This is a genomic window from Limimaricola sp. G21655-S1 (genome assembly GCF_027213785.1).
Classification (GTDB): domain Bacteria; phylum Pseudomonadota; class Alphaproteobacteria; order Rhodobacterales; family Rhodobacteraceae; genus Limimaricola.
Map to the genome: position 1 here is coordinate 1 of NZ_JAPWGO010000010.1, position 18,247 is coordinate 18,247.

General features: G+C 69.0%; 19 protein-coding genes. 15 read left to right on the plus strand and 4 right to left on the minus strand.

All coding sequences use genetic code 11. The annotated features are described in order from the left end of the window. Positions 1–180 precede the first annotated feature (180 nt). The 7 genes from mtgA to O4G76_RS11235 all read left to right on the plus strand — a co-directional run bounded on the left by mtgA (position 181) and on the right by O4G76_RS11235 (position 5,909). A complete protein-coding gene (gene mtgA / locus O4G76_RS11205; protein ID WP_269397415.1) occupies positions 181–951 on the plus strand; it encodes a monofunctional biosynthetic peptidoglycan transglycosylase in 771 nt (256 codons plus the stop codon). 46 nt (positions 952–997) lie between these two features. Continuing rightward, on the plus strand, positions 998–1,684 hold the full coding sequence (locus O4G76_RS11210; protein ID WP_269397416.1) for a glutathione S-transferase family protein: 687 nt from the start codon (positions 998–1,000) through the stop codon (positions 1,682–1,684). A 46-nt stretch (positions 1,685–1,730) separates the two neighbouring features. After that, entirely contained in the window at positions 1,731–2,795 is a 1,065-nt protein-coding gene (gene queG / locus O4G76_RS11215) for a tRNA epoxyqueuosine(34) reductase QueG (protein WP_269397417.1), read from the plus strand. Between the two features lie 21 nt (positions 2,796–2,816). Beyond that, complete coding sequence (locus O4G76_RS11220) at positions 2,817–4,019, plus strand: PQQ-dependent sugar dehydrogenase (RefSeq protein WP_269397418.1); 1,203 nt, start codon at positions 2,817–2,819, stop codon at positions 4,017–4,019. A gap of 128 nt (positions 4,020–4,147) precedes the next feature. After that, on the plus strand, positions 4,148–4,333 hold the full coding sequence (locus tag O4G76_RS11225) for a hypothetical protein (protein ID WP_085895315.1): 186 nt from the start codon (positions 4,148–4,150) through the stop codon (positions 4,331–4,333). 196 nt (positions 4,334–4,529) lie between these two features. Continuing rightward, positions 4,530–5,441, plus strand: coding sequence for a DMT family transporter (locus tag O4G76_RS11230; protein WP_269397529.1), 912 nt, complete (start codon positions 4,530–4,532; stop codon positions 5,439–5,441). 9 nt (positions 5,442–5,450) lie between these two features. Next, entirely contained in the window at positions 5,451–5,909 is a 459-nt protein-coding gene (locus O4G76_RS11235) for a DUF1294 domain-containing protein (RefSeq protein ID WP_269397419.1), read from the plus strand. A gap of 63 nt (positions 5,910–5,972) precedes the next feature. On the opposite strand, the gene O4G76_RS11240 is transcribed toward O4G76_RS11235, so the two are convergent. Next, complete coding sequence (locus O4G76_RS11240; protein ID WP_269397420.1) at positions 5,973–6,842, minus strand: branched-chain amino acid aminotransferase; 870 nt, start codon at positions 6,840–6,842, stop codon at positions 5,973–5,975. Between the two features lie 156 nt (positions 6,843–6,998). On the opposite strand from O4G76_RS11240, the gene O4G76_RS11245 reads away from it, so the two are divergent. From O4G76_RS11245 to dxs, 6 genes are all read left to right on the plus strand, one after another. Then, a complete protein-coding gene (locus O4G76_RS11245) occupies positions 6,999–7,508 on the plus strand; it encodes a MarR family winged helix-turn-helix transcriptional regulator (protein WP_085895319.1) in 510 nt (169 codons plus the stop codon). Beyond that, on the plus strand, positions 7,505–8,206 hold the full coding sequence (locus tag O4G76_RS11250; RefSeq protein WP_269397421.1) for a response regulator: 702 nt from the start codon (positions 7,505–7,507) through the stop codon (positions 8,204–8,206). The genes O4G76_RS11245 and O4G76_RS11250 overlap by 4 nt, the downstream gene beginning before the upstream one ends. 145 nt (positions 8,207–8,351) lie before the next feature. Then, positions 8,352–9,278, plus strand: coding sequence for a histone deacetylase family protein (locus O4G76_RS11255; protein WP_269397422.1), 927 nt, complete (start codon positions 8,352–8,354; stop codon positions 9,276–9,278). Further along, positions 9,275–9,517 carry an exodeoxyribonuclease VII small subunit gene (locus O4G76_RS11260; protein ID WP_085895322.1) on the plus strand — a complete coding sequence of 81 codons (243 nt, stop codon included), beginning with the start codon at positions 9,275–9,277 and terminating at the stop codon, positions 9,515–9,517. The genes O4G76_RS11255 and O4G76_RS11260 overlap by 4 nt, the downstream gene beginning before the upstream one ends. Further along, positions 9,510–10,376 (plus strand): polyprenyl synthetase family protein, encoded by an 867-nt coding sequence (locus O4G76_RS11265; RefSeq protein WP_269397423.1) that lies wholly within the window; start codon positions 9,510–9,512, stop codon positions 10,374–10,376. Before O4G76_RS11260 ends, O4G76_RS11265 begins: the two co-directional genes overlap by 8 nt. A 16-nt stretch (positions 10,377–10,392) precedes the next feature. Beyond that, the gene (dxs, locus tag O4G76_RS11270) at positions 10,393–12,333 is read left to right on the plus strand and encodes a 1-deoxy-D-xylulose-5-phosphate synthase (RefSeq protein ID WP_269397424.1); all 1,941 of its coding nucleotides are present in this window, start codon (positions 10,393–10,395) and stop codon (positions 12,331–12,333) included. Between the two features lie 52 nt (positions 12,334–12,385). On the opposite strand, the gene O4G76_RS11275 is transcribed toward dxs, so the two are convergent. The 3 genes from O4G76_RS11275 to O4G76_RS11285 are packed head-to-tail and all read right to left on the minus strand — an operon-like array spanning position 12,386 to position 14,655. After that, on the minus strand, positions 12,386–13,243 hold the full coding sequence (locus O4G76_RS11275; protein ID WP_269397425.1) for an SDR family oxidoreductase: 858 nt from the start codon (positions 13,241–13,243) through the stop codon (positions 12,386–12,388). Between the two features lie 24 nt (positions 13,244–13,267). Next, a complete protein-coding gene (locus tag O4G76_RS11280; RefSeq protein ID WP_269397426.1) occupies positions 13,268–13,678 on the minus strand; it encodes a DUF1810 domain-containing protein in 411 nt (136 codons plus the stop codon). Further along, complete coding sequence (locus O4G76_RS11285; RefSeq protein ID WP_269397427.1) at positions 13,675–14,655, minus strand: DNA topoisomerase IB; 981 nt, start codon at positions 14,653–14,655, stop codon at positions 13,675–13,677. Before O4G76_RS11285 ends, O4G76_RS11280 begins: the two co-directional genes overlap by 4 nt. 197 nt (positions 14,656–14,852) lie before the next feature. On the opposite strand from O4G76_RS11285, the gene O4G76_RS11290 reads away from it, so the two are divergent. Together O4G76_RS11290 and O4G76_RS11295 are read left to right on the plus strand one after the other, a co-directional pair. Continuing rightward, positions 14,853–16,652, plus strand: a complete 1,800-nt coding sequence (locus O4G76_RS11290) for an adenine deaminase (protein ID WP_269397428.1) — start codon at positions 14,853–14,855, stop codon at positions 16,650–16,652. A 5-nt stretch (positions 16,653–16,657) separates the two neighbouring features. Continuing rightward, complete coding sequence (locus O4G76_RS11295; protein WP_269397429.1) at positions 16,658–18,133, plus strand: AMP nucleosidase; 1,476 nt, start codon at positions 16,658–16,660, stop codon at positions 18,131–18,133. Positions 18,134–18,247: the final 114 nt, after the last annotated feature.

The window sequence follows — 18,247 nt, forward strand, 5'->3', positions numbered from 1 at the left end:
CCCCACGGAGCTGCTGCGCCACACCCCGCCCCCGCCCCCCGCCGAGACGGGGGCGCTGCCCGCCCAAGGCGGCGGCGCGGAGCGGCATAGAAACGGGGCCCGGCGCGGTGACGCGCCGGCCCCTTTCGCATGGGCGAGCTTCGGCTTGACCCGGCCCCGGCGGGCAGGGTCTATGGCGGCATGGCCAAGCCCGTGAACACCTCGAAAACCGGCCCCGCGGCCCGTCGCAGCCGAAAGGGCGCCCGCGGGCGCGGCACCTCGTCCGACCCTGCGGAGCGCGGATCGGCGGCGCGGCGCGTCCTTCACGTGGCGCTCTGGATCGGCGTGGCGCTGATCGGCCTTGCCGGGGTGCTGGTCCTGCTGTTCTCGACCCTCAACCCGCCGACCACCCCCTACATGATGTCCGAGCGCGCCCGGCTGGGCGAGATCGCCCATGACTGGGTGCCGATGGAGGAGATCGCCCCGGTGATGGCTCGCGCCGCCGTCGCGGCCGAGGACGCGAATTTCTGCCTGCATTGGGGGCTCGATCTCAAGGCGATCCGCATCGCGATGGCCTCTGGCGGCAATCGCGGCGCCTCGACAATCAGCCAGCAGGTGGTGAAGAACGTCTATCTCTGGCAGGGGCGCAGCTGGTTTCGCAAGGCGCTCGAGGCGGGCATGACGCCCGCGGTCGAGGCGGTCTGGACCAAGCGGCGAATTCTCGAGGTCTATCTCAACGTCGCCGAGTTCGACGAGGGCGTGTTCGGCATCGGCCGCGCCGCGCCGCATTACTTCGGCGTTGCGGCGGCCGATCTGACGGATGTGCAGGCCGCGCGCCTTGCCGCGATCCTGCCCGACCCCAAGGGGCGCTCGGCCGCGAACCCCTCCGATTTCGTGCGCCGCCGCGCCGCCGCGATCCTCGACGGCGCCGCAACGATCCGCCGCGACGGGCGAGACGACTGCTTCGAGTGACGCGCGCGGGATTGAAGCGGCGCCGCGCTTGCGGCAGATAGGGGGCATGCAGAACAGCCGTCCCGCCACACACCGCCTCTATCATTTCCCGCTCTCGCCGTTCTCGCGGAAGGTGAGGCTCTCGCTCGCCGAGAAACGCATCGAGGTGGAGCTGGTCGAAGAGCGCTACTGGGAGCAGGATCCCGAATTCATGCGCCGCAACCCGGCCGGCAAGGTGCCCGTGCTCAAGCTGGGCAACCGCATGATGTCGGAAAGCACCGCGATCTGCGAATATCTCGAAGAGGTGCAGCCCGATCCGCCGCTGCTGCCGCAATCGGTGGATGCGCGCTACGAGGTGCGCCGGCTCGTCGGCTGGTTCGACGACAAGTTCAACCGCGAGGTGACCTCGAAGCTCTTGGGCGAGCGCGTCTTCAAGAAGGTCATGGGCGGCGGCTATCCCGACAGCTCCAACGTCAAGGCCGGCGCGCGGGCGATCAAGTATCACCTCGACTACATGGCGTGGCTCCTGGATCAGCGCCGCTGGCTCGCGGGCAACGAACTCAGCCTCGCCGATTTCGCCGCTGCCGCGCATCTGTCCTGCCTCGACTACATCTCGGACGTGGACTGGAACCGCTCCGAGACGGTCAAGGACTGGTACGCCAAGATCAAGTCGCGCCCGGCCTTCCGCTCGCTTCTGGCCGATCAGCTGCCGGGCTTTCCGCAGCCCGCGCATTACGCCGATCTCGATTTCTGAGGCCGCGCGCTTGGGGCCGGCGGCCCGAATGCGTATTTGGTGAAAGATGAACCAGGGGGCCGCCCTCAAGACCCGGCTGCGCGAGGCCGCGCTCGGCGAGGGATTCGCCGAGATGGGAATCTGTCGCCCCGACGCCATCCCGGAGGCCGCCGGACGGCTCGCCACCTATGTCGGCGAGGGACGTCATGGCCAGATGGGCTGGATGGAGGAGCGCATGGGCTGGCGCGGCAACCCCGCCGCGCTCTGGCCCGAGGCGCGCTCGGTGATCATGCTCGCCGAAGCCTATACGCCGCGCCACGACCCGCTGGAGGTGCTGGAACAGCGCGACCGCGCCGCGATCAGCGTCTATGCCCATGGCCGCGACTACCACGACCTCGTCAAGAAGCGGCTGAAGCGGGTCGGACGCTGGCTCTTGGAGCAATGTCCCGACGAACAGATCAAGGTCTTCGTCGACACCGCGCCGGTGATGGAAAAGCCGCTGGCGCAGGCCGCCGGCTTGGGCTGGCAGGGCAAGCATACCAACCTCTTGGGCCGCTCGGTCGGCAACTGGGTCTTCCTCGGGGCGATCTTCACCACCGTGGAGTTGCCCGCCGATGCGCCCGCGGCCGAGAAATGCGGCTCCTGCACGCGCTGCCTCGATATCTGTCCGACGAATGCCTTTCCGGCACCGTTCCAGCTCGATGCGCGGCGCTGCATTTCCTACCTCACCATCGAGCACAAGGGGCCGGTGCCAGAGGAATTCCGCGAGGCGCTGGGCAACCGCATCTATGGCTGCGACGACTGCCTCGCGGTCTGTCCGTGGAACAAGTTCGCGCGAGAGGCCACCGAGATGCGCTATTTCGGCAAGGTCGACGCGCCGCCGCTGGCCGATCTGGCCCGGCTCGATGACGCGGCCTTCCGCGAGATGTTCTCGGGCAGCCCGATCAAGCGGATCGGGCGCGACAGGTTCCTGCGCAACGTAGCCTATGCCATCGGCAATTCCGGCGATCCGAGCCTGCTGCCCGTGGCCCGCGATCTCGCGGCGGAGCCGGATCCGGTGCTGGCCGAGGCGGGTCAATGGGCCGTGAGGCGTCTGGATGGTAAGGTGGGCGGGGCTAGCTCTCTCCCCTGACAATCAGGAGAGGAGATCGAGATGAGAACGCTATCCCCGATCGTGCTGGCGGCGCTGCTGCCCGGCGCGGCCTTCGCCGAACAGCACACCGAGGCCAAGCCGGTCGATCGCGGCCCGCCCAACGCCGAATACGAGCCTGCCTTTCCCGAGCAGGAGATGGCGCCGCAGATGGAGGCGACCGAGGTTGCCATCGAGACATTCGCCGAGAACCTCGAGCGCCCCTGGGGCATCGCGCCGCTGCCCGATGGCAGCTATCTCGTCACCGAGCGGCCGGGCCGGCTGCGCCATGTCTCCGCCCAAGGCGAGGTGCACGAGCCGATCTCCGGCCTGCCCGAGATCGACGCGCGCGAGCAGGGCGGCCTGCTGGACGTGACGCTCTCTCCCGATTTCGGCTCCGACCGCATGGTCTATTTCACCTATGCCAAGCCCGTCGATGGCGGCGTCGCCACGGCGGCCGCGCGCGGCACGCTGAGCGAGGACATGACCGCGCTGGAGAATGTCGAGGACATCTTCGTGCAGGGCCCGCCCTCTGACGCGCCGATGCATTACGGCTCGCGCATCACCTTCGACGGCGACGGCCATGTCTTCATCACCACCGGCGAGCATTTCACCGACGCGTACCGCAAGATGGCGCAGGAACTCGACAACACCTATGGCAAGGTGGTGCGGCTCAACCCCGACGGTTCGGTGCCCGAGGACAACCCCTTCGTGGGGCAGGAGGGCGAGGACGCGATCTGGTCCTACGGCCATCGCAACATCCAGGGCGCGGCGATCCAGCCCGCGACCGGCGACTACTGGACCATCGAGCACGGTCCGGCGGGTGGCGACGAGTTGAACCGCCCCGAGGCGGGCAAGAACTACGGCTGGCCAGAGGTGAGCTACGGCATCCGCTATGACGGCGCCCCGATCGGCACGGGCGAGCCGCGCGCCGAGGGCATGGAGGAGCCGGTCTATTACTGGGATCCGGTGATCGCGCCGGGCGGCATGGCCTTCTACGAGGGCGACGCCTTCGAGGGCTGGGAGGGCGACCTGATCATCGCTTCGCTCTCACCCGGCGAGGTCGTGCGGCTCGACCTCGACGAAGAGGGCCTCGTGGTCGGCGAGGAGGCGCTGGCGGGCGGCAACGGCCGGGTGCGCGACGTCGAGATCGCCGCGGACGGCACGGTGCTGTTCCTGATCGACAGCGAGGCGGGTGCGATCCTGCGCATGTCGCCGAAATCCTGACACGCGGCCGTATCCCGGTCTGCGTCGGCAAATGGCTCCGGCCCGGGGGCCCGATCGAAAGATGCAGACCGAATCGCGCCGATCGGTTAGGTTGCAGACCCGCGATATCCCCAAGGGAGGACATATCGATGACCAAGCACGTGATCGACAAGCCCAAGGACCGCTCCGATATCAAAGCCCGCGAATACATGCGGCTCGAGCGCGAGGAGGGCCCGCACCGCGCGGTACGACGGCTCCACGCCCGCAGCCTCGGCGCCCGTGGCGCCACCCGGCTGCGCCAGTTCCTGCGCATCGAGCGCGGTCACGAAGCCTGAGGACAACCGGCCGGGGGGTGAGACCCCCTCGGTCGCATGAGAGATCCGGCCGGTAGCGCCAAGCCGCTGCCGGCCGCTTGCTCTTGCCGCGCGCGGGGCTAGGGTCGGGGCGAAAGGATCCCTCATGCCCCGCCCCGAAACGCCCGCCATCTCCACGGCGCCCGCCGCGCCGCGACCGGCTCCGGTCCAGCAGCCGATGCGCGGTATCCTGTTCAAGACCGCCTCGGTCTGCGTCTTCGTCGCCATGGCCGCGATCATCAAGGCAACCTCGAACGACGTGCCGCCGGGCGAGGCGGTGTTCTTTCGCTCCTTCTTCGCGCTTCCCGTGATCATCGTCTGGCTGCTGTGGCGCGGCGAGTTGCGCCACGGGCTCGAGACCCCCAACCCGATGGGTCATCTGTGGCGCGGCGTCGTCGGCACCGCCGCGATGGGGCTGGGCTTCACCGCGCTGGGGCTGCTGCCCTTTCCCGAGGTGACGGCGATCGGCTACGCGGCACCGCTGATGGTGGTGATCCTCGCCGCGATGTTTCTGGGCGAGGAAGTGCGGCTGTTCCGGCTCTCGGCGGTGGGGGCGGGGCTCGCGGGGGTGCTGATCGTGATGTCGCCCCGGCTTTCGGTCACCTCGGACCCGCTCAGCCTCGCCGAGACGCTGGGCGCGGTGGTGGCGCTGGGCGGCGCGCTCTGCGCGGCGCTGGCGCAGGTCTTCGTGCGCAAGCTCACCCGGACCGAGGGCACGGCGGCGATCGTGTTCTGGTTCTCGACCACGGCGAGCCTCCTGGCGCTCCTGACCCTTCCCTTCGGCTGGGTACTGCCCGGGGCGGGCACATTCGCGCTGCTGATCCTGGCCGGGCTGCTGGGCGGGGTGGGGCAGATCCTGCTCACCTCCAGCTACCGCTACGCCGACGCCTCGCTGATCGCGCCGTTCGAATACGCCTCGATGCTGCTGGCGCTGGGCGTCGGCTATTTCCTGTTCGACGAGGTGCCGACCTGGACGATGATGCTGGGCGCGGCGATCATCGTCGCGGCGGGCATCGCGATCATCTGGCGCGAACGCAAGCTCGGGCTGGAGCGTGGTCGCGGTCGCCGCGCGATGAGCCCGAACGGCTAGGGCGGGATCATGGCGCTACACGAGACGACGGGCACGGAGTGGATCGCGGGCGCGCTCGGATTGGCCGCCCTGTTGGCGCTGATGAACCTTGCAGGCTTCGCCGCCATGGCACAGGACAAGCGGCGCGCCGAACGCAGGCTGTGGCGCTGGCCCGAGCGGCGGCTGTTGCGGATCGCCTTCTGGGGTGGCGGTCTGGGCACGGTGCTGGCGCAGCGCTACCTGCGCCACAAGACGCGCAAGCAGCCCTTCGCGCGGCATTTGAAGATGATCGTCTGGACGCAGGCGGTGCTGGTGCTGGCGCTCACCCTCGCGCTGGCGAGCCAGGCGCATCTGCGCCTTCAGGCCAAGCAGGCGCTCGGTGCCGTCGCCATGGCGGTGGCGGGTGCCGCCGAAGCCTGGCCCCGGGCGGAGCCGGCCGCGCCCGAACCCGCGCCGGGCAATGCGGTGAAGATCAACCGCGGCCTGTGAGGGCAACGCAAAAGGGGCGGCGCCTTGCGGCACCGCCCCTGCTATCTTCGCCTGCGGTCCGGTTCAGGCGCGGACGAGCTTCTCGTAGCTCTCGGCCACGTCGCGGGTCAGCGCGCCGACCTCGAAATTGTAGTCGCCGATCTGCCCCACCGGGGTGACCTCGGCCGCGGTGCCGGTGAGCCAGCACTGCTCGAAGCCCTCGAGCTCCTCGGGCATGATGTGCCGCTCATGCACGGTGATGCCCTTCTCCTTCAGCATCGAGATCACGGTCTGGCGGGTGATGCCGTTCAGGAAGCAGTCGGCCAGCGGCGTGTGGACCTCGCCATCCTTCACGAAGAACATGTTGGCGCCCGTGGCCTCGGCCACGTAGCCGCGATAGTCGAACATCAGCGCGTCCGAGCAGCCCTTGGCCTCGGCGGCATGCTTGGACATGGTGCAGATCATGTAGAGACCGGCCGCCTTGGCCTGGCTCGGCGCGGTTTCGGGGCTCGGGCGCTTCCACTTGGCGATGTCGAGCTTGGCGCCCTTCATCTTGGCGTCGCCGTAATAGCTGCCCCATTCCCAGGCCGCGATCGCCATGCGGACCGGGTTGCGCAAGCTCGCCACGCCCATGTCGGGACCCGCGCCGCGCCAAGCCAGCGCCCGCACATAGGCGTTGGACCAGCCATTGGCCTCGAGCACCGCGTATTTCGCCGCCTCGATTTCCTCGACCGAATAGGGGATCTCGAAATCCAGAAGCTCGGCCGATTTGCGCAGCCGCTGCGAATGCTCGACCCCCTTGAAGATCTTGCCGTCATAGCAGCGCTCGCCCTCGAACACCGAAGAGGCGTAGTGCAGCGCGTGGGTCAGGATGTGCACATTCGCGTCGCGCCATTCCACAAGCTGGCCGTCGAGCCAGATCTTCCCGTCGCGATCGTCGTAGCCGCCCGCCATGGCGTGCCTCCCTGTCAAGATGTCGCGCGCGAATTCGGCCATCCGGGACCGAAAATTGCGCCCTATGGGGCAGATCGCTACCGCTTCGCCCTTGGAATGTCAACAAGGCTGACGTATTGTGACCCGAAGCCGAACGACCGAAGGGGACGAGACCGCATGGCCGAGGCACCGGCGCCGCAGGGGGGATCGAGCCTTCTCTTCCTGACCGACGAACAACTCAGGAAGGGCATCGAGGCGATGTTCTTCGCCTATCGCGGCTTCACCGCCGATCCCGACCGCATCCTCGAGGGGCGGGAGATGGGCCGCGCCCATCACCGGGCGATCCATTTCATCCACCGCTCTCCCGGCACCACCGTGTCGAACCTGATGGCGCTTCTGGGCGTGACCAAGCAGTCGCTGAACCGGGTGCTGCGGGCGCTGATCGCGGCGGGACTGGTCGAGGCGCGGGTCGGGCGGCGCGACCGGCGCGAAAGGCATCTCTACCTGACGCGCGAAGGCGCGGCGCTGGAGCGCGAGCTCTCGGATGCCCAGCGCGAGCGGATGCGCGCTGCCTACCGCACCGCCGGCCCCGTGGCGGTGGCGGGTTTCCGGCAGGTGCTGGAGGCGATGATGGACGAGGAAAGCCGGCGCCAATACGAGGCGCTGGCGGGAAGGGGTGGCCAATGAGCACCGAGCTCGCGCATCTGCTGGTGGTCGATGACGACGCGCGGCTGCGGGCGTTGTTGCAGAAGTTCCTTGCCCGGCACGGCTACCTTGTCACCGGCGCCCGCGATGCGGGCCATGCCCGTCGCCTGCTCACCGGGCTCGATTTCGACCTGATCGTGCTCGACGTGATGATGCCCGGCGAGGACGGCATCTCGCTGTGCCGGGCGCTGCGCGAGGATTTGCCGGTGCCGATCCTGCTGCTGACCGCGCGCGGCGATACCGAGGATCGCATCATCGGGCTCGAAGCCGGGGCGGACGACTATCTCGCCAAGCCCTTCGATCCGAAGGAACTGCTGTTGCGGATCAACGCCGTGCTGCGCCGCCAGCCTGCGCCCGACCCGGTGCCGGAGCGGCCCGCGACGCTGGAGCTGGGCCCGGTGCGCTACGACGTGGCCCGTGGCGAGATGTGGGAGGGCGAAAGCCGGATCCGGCTCACGGCCACCGAATCGCAGCTCATGCGGATCTTTGCCGCGCGTCCGGGCGAAGCGGTGAGCCGGGCGCGGCTGGTCGAGGAGCTGGGCCGCGGCGGCGGCCAGAGCCAGGAGCGCGCGGTCGACGTGCAGATCACCCGGCTGCGGCGCAAGTTCGAGGCCGATCCGCGCCAGCCGCGCTACCTGCAGACTGTGCGCGGCGAAGGATACATGCTGGCGCCCGACTGAAGCGGCGGGATCTGCGTATTTCGGGAAAGATGAAGCAGGGGCGTGCGGCCCCTTTGATCTCGTCCCCCGAGCCACACTCTGCCGCACGCGCGACGGTGATCGCGATGCGCTTGCGCCCGCCCGTGATCTGCGCTTGCCTGCGGGGATGACTACCGCGCTGATCACCCATCCCGATGGATTCAACCATTCCACGCCGCCCGGCCACCCCGAGCAGGTGGCGCGGCTCGACGCGGTGCTGGGTGCCTTGGAGGGCATGGACCTGCTGCGGCTCAAGGCGCCGATGGCGGCCGAGGCCGACCTTCTGAGAGTGCATCCGAAATCCTATCTCGACGGGCTGCACGAGGACGTACCCGAGCATGGCCGCCGCCAGCTCGACGCCGATACCTGGCTGTCGCCCGGCAGCCTCGGGGCGGCGTGGCGCGCCGCCGGGGCGGCGATCCGCGCCGTGGATGCGGTGCTGGGGGGCGAGGCGGCCAACGCCTTTTGCGCGATGCGCCCGCCCGGCCACCACGCCGAAACCGAGACCGCGATGGGGTTCTGCCTGTTGGGCAACGTCGCGGCGGCGGCGAAACACGCGCTCGACCATCACGGGCTGAGCCGCGTGGCGATCATCGATTTCGACGTGCATCACGGCAATGGCACGCAGGACCTCGTGGAGGACGATCCCCGCATCCTGTTCTGCTCGACCCACGAGATGCCGCTCTACCCGGGCACAGGCGATCCATCGGACACCGGCCCGCATGGCACGGTGGTCAACGTGGCGCTGCGCGCGGGCTGTGACGGGGCGGGGATGCTGGCGGCGCTGGAGGAGAAGGTGTTCCCGCGCGTCGTGGCGCACCGACCCGAGCTGATCCTCGTCTCGGCCGGGTTCGACGCGCATCGCGACGATCCGCTGGCGGGGCTGATGCTCAAGGCGGAGGATTTCGCGAAGGTCACGGCGCGGATCTGCGATCTGGCGGCGGATCTGTGCTCGGGGCACGTGGTCTCCGCGCTCGAAGGCGGTTATGACCTCGAGGCGCTGGGCGCCTCTGCGGCTGCCCATGTCAGGATATTGGAGGAACGTGGGCGATGACCGACGCGACACCCGTGAACGAAATGAGCTTCGAGGCGGCGATCCGCGAGCTGGAGCAGGTGGTGGGCAAGCTGGAGCGCGGCGATGTCGCGCTCGACGAATCCATCGCGCTCTACCAGCGCGGCGCCGAGCTGAAGGCGCGCTGCGAGAAGCAGCTCGCCGAGGCCGAGGAGAAGGTCGCGAAGATCACCCAAGGCCCCGACGGCCAGGCGCAGGGCACCGCGCCGCTCGATGGCTGAGGGCTTTGCCGCCGCGCTGGCACAGGCCGGGCGCGAGACCCAAGGACTGCTCCGCGAAAGGCTCTCCGGGTACGACCTGCCCGTGGCCCGCGCGATGGAACACGCGGTCGCGGGCGGCAAGGGTCTGCGCGGGTTCCTCGTGCTCGAAGGCGCGCGGCTGCACGGCGTAACACGCGCGGCGGCGTTGCTGCCCGCCGCCGGGATCGAGGCGCTGCACGCCTACAGCCTCGTGCATGACGACCTGCCCGCGATGGATGACGACGATCTGCGCCGGGGACAGCCCACCGTGCATGTCGCCTGGGACGAGGCGACCGCGATCCTCGCGGGCGACGCCTTGCAGACGCTGGCCTTCGAGCTTTGCGCCGACCCGGATGTCGGGCCGCATCGCGCCGATCTGTGCCTGTCGCTGGCGCGGGCCGCCGGCATCGCCGGCATGGTCGGGGGGCAGGCCCGCGACATCATGGCCGAGACCGCGGCCATGCCGCTCGACATCGACCAGATCACCGTGCTGCAGCAGGGCAAGACCGGGGCGCTGATCCGCTGGTCGGCCGAGGCCGGCGCGGTGATGGCCGGCGCCGACCCGCGCCCGCTGGGGCGCTACGCCGCGGCGCTGGGCCTTGCCTTCCAGATCGCCGACGACATTCTCGACGTGGAGGGGGATGCCGCGAAGCTGGGCAAGGCCGTGCGCAAGGATGCCGGCGCCGGCAAGGCGACCTTCGTCTCGCTGCTCGGGCTCGACGCGGCGAAGACCCGCGCCGCCGAGCTCGTCGACGGTGCCTGCGATGCCCTGTCGCCCTATGGCGCCGAGGCGGCAACCTTGCGCGACGCCGCCCGCTTCGTTATCGCGCGCGACAACTGATCAGAGGGGGCCCGCCATGACCCAGACGCCGAACCGCCCCGTCACACCGATCCTCGACCGGGTGCAGATCCCCGCCGACATGAAGCGGCTGAGCGATGCCGAGCTGCGGCGGCTCGCCGACGAGCTGCGCGCCGAGACGATCTCGGCGGTGAGCGAGACCGGCGGCCATCTCGGCGCGGGCCTCGGCGTGGTCGAGATGACCGTGGCGCTGCACGCGGTGTTCGACACGCCGCGCGACCGGCTGATCTGGGATGTCAGCCACCAGTCCTACCCGCACAAGATCCTCACCGGTCGGCGCGACCGGATCCGCACCCTGCGCCAGAAGGACGGGCTGTCGGGATTCACCAAGCGCTCCGAAAGCCCCTACGACCCGTTCGGCGCGGCGCACAGCTCGACCTCGATCTCGGCGGCGCTGGGCCTTGCGGTGGCGCGCGATCTCGGCGGGCGCGGTCTCGAGGGCGAGAGCGTCGGCGACTGCATCGCGGTGATCGGCGACGGCGCGATGAGCGCCGGCATGGCCTATGAGGCGATGAACAACGCGGGCCATCTGGGCAAGCGGCTGATCGTCATCCTCAACGACAACGAGATGTCGATCGCGCCACCGGTGGGCGCGATGTCCTCCTACCTGTCGCGGCTCTATGCCGGGGCGCCGTTCCAGGAGTTCAAGGCGCTGGCCAAGGGCGCGGTGAGCTTCCTGCCGCCGCCGTTCCAGGAGGGGGCGAAGCGGGCCAAGGACGTGTTCAAGCACATGACCGTCGGCGGCACGCTGTTCGAGGAGCTGGGCTTTTCCTATATCGGCCCGATCGACGGTCACGACATGGACCAGCTCCTGTCGGTGTTGCGCACCGTCAAGTCGCGCGCCGACGGGCCGATCCTGATCCATGCGATCACGAAGAAGGGCAAGGGCTACGGCCCGGCCGAAGCGGCCTCGGACAAGGGGCACGCGACGGCCAAGTTCGACGTGGTCTCGGGCGCGCAGGCCAAGGCCAAGAGCAACGCGCCATCCTATACCTCGGTGTTCTCGGACACGCTCGTCAAGCTGGCCGAGAACGACCAGAAGATCGTCGCGGTCACCGCGGCGATGCCCGACGGCACCGGGCTGGCGCGGTTCATGGATCGTTATGCCAGCCGCTGCTTCGATGTCGGCATCGCCGAGCAGCACGCGGTGACCTTTGCGGCGGGCCTCGCGGCGGGCGGGATGAAGCCGTTCTGCGCGATCTACTCGACCTTCCTGCAGCGCGGCTACGACCAAGTGGTGCACGACGTGGCAATCCAGCGGCTGCCGGTGCGCTTCGCGATCGACCGCGCGGGTCTCGTCGGCGCCGATGGCGCCACCCATGCCGGCAGCTTCGACGTGGGCTTCATGGCCAACCTGCCGGGCATGGTGGTGATGGCCGCCGCCGACGAGGCGGAGCTGGTGCGCATGGTGGTGACGGCGGCGGCGCATGACGACGGGCCGATCGCCTTCCGTTTTCCGCGCGGCGAAGGCGTCGGCGTCGAGATCCCGGCCGAGGCAGAGCCGTTGGAGATCGGCCGGGGCCGGATCGTGCAGGAGGGCAGTCGCGTCGCGCTCCTGTCCTTCGGTACGCGGTTGTCGGAGGCGGTGAAGGCCGCCGAGGCGCTGTCGGCGCGTGGCATCACGCCCACCATCGCCGATGCGCGTTTTGCCAAGCCGCTGGATCGGGAGATGATCCTGACACTGGCGCGGGAGCACGAGGCGCTGATCACCATCGAGGAGGGGGCCGTCGGCGGTTTCGGCAGCCACGTGGCGCAGCTTCTTTCCGATGAGGGCGTGTTCGATGCTGGGCTGAAGTTCCGCTCGATGGTGCTGCCCGACATCTTCATCGATCAGGCCAGCCCCTCGGACATGTACGAGACCGCCGGTCTTTCGGCCCGGCATATCGAGGAAAAGGTGCTGTCGGTTCTGGGCGTCGAGGTCATCGGCAAGCGGGCCTGAGGGGTGCCGCCGCGCGGGGGCATCGAGCCCCCTTGCGGCGGGCTGCCGCGGATCAGCTGCCGGTTTCGGCGCGCAGCAGCGCCGCCAGCCCCGAGCGGTAATCGGGGTGGATCAGCTCCACACCCAGCTCGTTCTTGATCCGGTCGTTCCGGACCTTCTTTGATTCGGCGTAGAAGCTGCGCGCCATCGGCGTCATCTCGGCCTGTTCGAACGGCACTTCGGGCGGCACCGGCAGGCCGAGCAGCTCGGCCGCATGGGCGATGACGTCCTGCGGCGGCGCCGGATCGTCGTCGCACAGGTTGTAGATCGCGCCGGGGTTCGGGCGGTCGATGCTGGCCTTCAGCACCTGCGCGATGTCGTCGACATGGATGCGGCTGAACAGCTGCCCCTGCTTGACGATGCGCCGCGCCGTGCCCTGCCGCACCTTTTCGAACGGGCCGCGACCGGGCCCGTAGATGCCGGCGAGGCGGAAGATGTGCAGCGGCAGGCCGGGAACGGCGCGCCACGCCGCCTCGGCCTCGACCCTCGCCCGGCCGCGCGCCGTCGCGGGGCGCAGATCGCTGTCCTCGTCGACCCAATCGCCGTCGCGGTCGCCATAGACGCCGGTGGTCGAAAGATAGCCCACCCATGCGAAGCGGCTTGCGCGCGCGGCGATGGCGCCGCGCCATTCGCGCAGCACCGGGTCGCCATCGGCATCGGGCGCCGCGGAGACGAGAAGATGCGTGGCCGCGTCGAGCGCCCCGGTGAGATCGGTGCCGGGCCAGATCGTGGGCTCGACGCCCTCGGCGCGCAAGTCTTCGGCCTTCTCGGCCGAGCGGGTGGTCCCGACGATCCGCCACGTATCGCGCGGCAACAGGCGGGCAAGGGCGCGGGCCGAATAGCCATGGCCGAAGGAAAGGAGCGTCTTCATGGGCAATATGTGCCCGATGCGGCGCTAGCGGTCCAGCAGCGCGAGGGTCCGGCCGTCGGGCCCGTCATAGAAGGTCTCCAGTATCTCTCCGAAGACCGGGTCGGCACCGGGCTGCGCCGCGAAGAGCGTGGCCGAACTCCTGAGCTTCAACGCGTCGATGCCGCCGAGGATGTCCTCGGGCGCGCGGCCACGATGCGCCAGCATGGCGCGGGAGATCTCGACCAGCCGGGAGCCGAGGGTCGGGTGGGCGAGGTAGGCGCGCGCCTCTGCCGCGTCCGCGATCCCGTAATGCTGCGCCATCGGCGAATGGCCGAGACCGCGGATCTGCGGCCAGATGTACCACATCCAATGGCTGCGCTTCTGCCCGGTCTCGATCTCGGACAGGGCGGTGGCGTAGCTGTCCCGCTGCGCCTCGATAAATCGATCGAGGCTCATGACAGCAGCCTCAGCAGCGCCCGCTCGGCCTGTCGCAGCCCGTCGGTCTCGGGGAGGTCCTGGAGCAGCGCGGCGCGGTCTTCGGGCGCGGCTTCGTGCAGCGCGATGACCTTCGGGTGGATATAGCTGTTGCGCGCGATGGTCGGGGTGTTGTGCAGCCGCTCGGCGGCGGCCTCGCTCATGCTCTTGATGGAGAGCGCCTCATCCGAGAGCGCACAGGCCAAGGCCGCCTCCGAGCCCGCCCATGTACGGAAGGTCTTGGCGGTGACATGATCGGAGCCGGTGATCTCGGCCAGCCGGTCGTTCACCTGCCCCGAGGAAACGCCATGCGGCGCGCCCTCCTCGTCGATCCAGCCGATGAGCTGCTTCCCGGGCAGGTCGTGCAGTTTGCCCAGCACCTTCATCAGCGACTTGTCCTTGAGTTTGCGGTCGACCTTCTTGTTGCCCTTGGCCATGTAGCGCAGCCGCATCTCGCCGTCATCGAGCCGGATGTGCCGGCCCGTCAGGGTGGTGGCGCCATAGGTGCGGTTCTCGGCCGCATAGGCCGGGTTGCCCACGCGGATCGAGACCCGGTCGATCAGGGCCAGAACCGCGGCGATGGCGAAATCAAGCTCGCCCGCCTCGCCGGAGAGGTCGCGGCGGATGCGGCGCCGGATCGCGGGCAGGGCCGCCCCGAACTCGTACAGGTGGTCGAACTTGTGCGACTCGCGCCAGGCGCGCCATTCGGGGTGATAGCGGTATTGCTTGCGGGTGCGGGCATCGAGACCCGTTGCCTGAAGGTGGCCATGCGGCTTGGGACAGATCCAGACCTTCTCGTAGGCAGGCGGTACCGCCAGCGCCTCGATCCGCCGGCGCTCGGCCCCGCGCTCGATGGTGGTGCCGTCAGGCGCGGTATAGGAGAAACCGCGCCCGCAGCGGCGGCGCGCGATTCCCGGCTCTGAATCGGGATAGTAGACGAGCTTGGCGGGGGGCGGCATCGGCGGATCTCCTCGGCCGTGCAACGCCGGGCGCGCGGCGCCCGTTCCCGGCACGACGATCACGCTCGCGCGCGTCGCTCGTTCATCTTTCCTCAAATACGCATGCGCGGCGGTGCCGCAGGGCGCTCGCCCGGGGCCTCTCGCGCCCAGCATCCGGCGGGGTTGCGGCGGCTCGCCCGTTGGTATGAAATCCGAAGATGGAACATGCCATCAGCTCCTGGGCCGAAGCTGCCCCCCGTCTCGTCGCCGTGGCCGCAGGCCGCGAGGCCGCCGATCTCGTGATCCGCGGCGGTCGTCTCGTCAACGTGCAGAGCCGCGAAATCCTCGATGGCTGGGAGGTGGCGGTGGCCGCGGGCCGCTTCGCCTATGTCGGCCCCGATGCGAGCCATTGCATCGGCGAGGGCACCGAGGTGGTGGATGCCGCCGACCGCTACCTGATCCCCGGGTTGATCGACGCGCATATGCATGTCGAGAGCGGCATGCTGACCCCGGCCGAGTTCGCCGCCGCGGTGATCCCGCATGGCACCACGACGATGTTCACCGACCCGCACGAGATCGCCAACGTGCTGGGGCTCGAGGGCGTCAGGATGATGCATGACGAGGCGTTGATGCAGCCCGTCAACATGTTCACCCAGATGCCCAGCTGCGCGCCCTCGGCGCCGGGGCTCGAGACCACCGGCCACGAGATATCCCCCGAGGACGTGGCCGAGGCGATGTCATGGCCCGGCATCGTGGGTCTGGGCGAGATGATGAACTACCCGGGCGTGGTCGCGGGCGATCCGAAGATGCTGGCCGAGATCGCAGCCACCATGCGCGCGGGCAAGACCGTGGGCGGGCATTACGCGAGCCCCGACCGGGGCGTGCCGTTCCACGCCTATGTCGCGGGCGGTCCCGCCGACGATCACGAGGGCACGCGCGAGCAGGACGCGATCGACCGGGTCCGGCAGGGCATGCGCTCGATGCTGCGGCTGGGCAGCGCGTGGTACGACGTGGAGAGCCAGATCACCGCCGTCACCGAGCGCGGTCTCGACCCGCGCAATTTCGTGCTGTGCACCGATGACTGCCATTCCGGCACGCTGGTGAATGACGGCCACATGGACCGGGTGGTACGCCACGCCATCGAATGCGGCTGCGACCCGGTGGTGGCGCTGCAGATGGCGACGATCAACTCGGCCACGCATTTCGGCATGGAGCGCGAGCTGGGCAGCATCGCGCCGGGGCGGCGCGCCGACGTGATCCTGACCTCGGATCTCGCCACCCTGCCGATCGAGACCGTCTTCGCGCGGGGCCAGCTGGTTGCCGAAAGCGGTGACCTGCGTGTCACATGCCCGCATTACGATTGGCCCGAAAGCGCACGGAACACCGTGCATCTGGGCCGGGAACTGGTGGCGGATGATTTCAAGGTCGCGGCGCCCGAAGGGGTGGAGACGGTCCGTGCCAAGGTGATCGGCGTGGTCGAGAACCAGGCGCCGACCAGGGCGCTGGTGCGCGAGCTTCCCGTCGAGGGTGGCTGCGTGATGCCCGACGGCCCGGTAGCGCGGATCGCGCTGGTGGAACGGCACCGCGGCACGGGGGGCGTGGTGAACGGCTTCGTCGAGGGCTTCGGCTACGAGGGCCGCATGGCGATCGCCTCCACCGTCGCGCATGACAGCCATCACATGATCGTCGTCGGCACCGATGCCGAGATGATGGCAGCCGCCGCGAACCGCCTGGGCGAAGTCGGCGGCGGCATCACGGTCTGGCGCGACGGCGCCGAGCGGGCGCTGGTGCGGCTGCCGATCGCCGGGCTGATGTCGGATGCGCCGGCGCGCGACGTGGCCGCGGCCGCCGATGACATGGTCGCGGCGATGCGCGACGCTGGCTGCACGCTCAACAACGCCTACATGCAGCATTCGCTGCTCGCGCTCGTGGTGATCCCCGAGCTGCGCATATCGGATCTCGGGCTGGTGGACGTCACCCGGTTCGAGATCACGACACCATTCGAGGGACAGGACTGACCAATATGGAGAGAACGCTGAAGATCCAGACGCCCCCCAGCCCCGCCGCCGAGGCCTTTACCGATCCCGAGGCGGCGCTGGCGCGTCTCAAGGAGATCTACGAGACGGCCACGCGCTTCCTGTGCGAAAGATTCACCGAGACGTTGCGGGGCGGCGTGCCCGAAACCCGGTTCCGCGCCTTCTATCCGGAGATCCGCTTCTCGACCGCGACCTTCGCGCAGGCCGACAGCCGGTTGAGCTTCGGCCACGTGGCCGAGCCCGGCACCTATGCCACGACCGTCACCCGGCCGGAGCTGTTCGGAAACTACCTGATGCAGCAGATGCGGCTCCTGATCGAGAACCACGGCGTGCCGGTGGTGATCGGTGCCTCCGAGACGCCGATGCCGGTGCATTTCGCGGTCGCCAATGACGCGAGCGTGACGGTGCCGCAGGACGGGGCGATGGATTTCCACCTGCGCGACGTGTTCGACGTGCCGGATCTCTCGACCACCCATGACGACATCGTCAATGGCAACGGCTTCACCTATCCCGACGGGGCGCGGCCGCTGTCGCCTTTCACGGCGCAGCGGATCGACTATTCGCTGGCCCGTCTGGCGCATTACACCGCGACCGATCCGACGCATTTCCAGAACCACGTGCTGTTCACGAACTACCAGTTCTACGTCGAGGAATTCGAGGCCTATGCCCGCCACGTGCTGGCCGATCCCGAGAGCGGCTACACCAGCTTCGTCGGCCCGAACAACCAGGTGATCCGCGACCCCGAGGGGGCGATGCACATCCCGGCGAAGATGCCGCAGATGCCGACCTATCACCTCAAGCGCGCCAACGGGCAGGGGATCACGCTGGTCAACATCGGCGTTGGCCCCTCGAATGCCAAGACCGCCACCGACCACATCGCGGTGCTGCGGCCGCATGCCTGGCTGATGGTCGGGCATTGCGCCGGGCTCAGGAACAGCCAGAGGTTGGGCGATTTCGTTCTGGCGCATGGATATCTGCGCGAGGATCACGTGCTCGACGACGACCTGCCGGTCTGGGTGCCGATCCCGGCGCTGGCCGAGATCCAGATCGCGCTCGAGGACGCGGTGGCGCAGGTCACCGCGCTAGAGGGCTATGAACTCAAGCGGATCATGCGCACCGGCACCGTCGCCACCATCGATAACCGCAACTGGGAACTGCGCGACCAGTCCGGTCCGGTGCAGCGTCTGAGCCAGTCGCGCGCCGTGGCGCTCGACATGGAAAGCGCGACCATCGCGGCCAACGGCTTTCGCTTCCGGGTGCCCTACGGCACGCTGCTCTGCGTCTCGGACAAGCCGCTGCATGGCGAATTGAAGCTGCCGGGCATGGCTTCGGATTTCTATAAGACACAGGTGGCGCGCCACCTGATGATCGGGATCCGGGCGATGGAACGGCTGCGCGAGATGCCGCTGGAGCGCATCCATAGTCGCAAGCTGCGTAGCTTCGAAGAGACGGCTTTCCTCTGAAACCCGCCGATACCGCAAGGAAACAGCGGTTTTTGCTTGCAATGACGCTTGTTTCATTGTGGGTCTAGGCAACACGCCGCGCCAAGCGGTGCAAGGACAAGCCCCGAGCGGGCT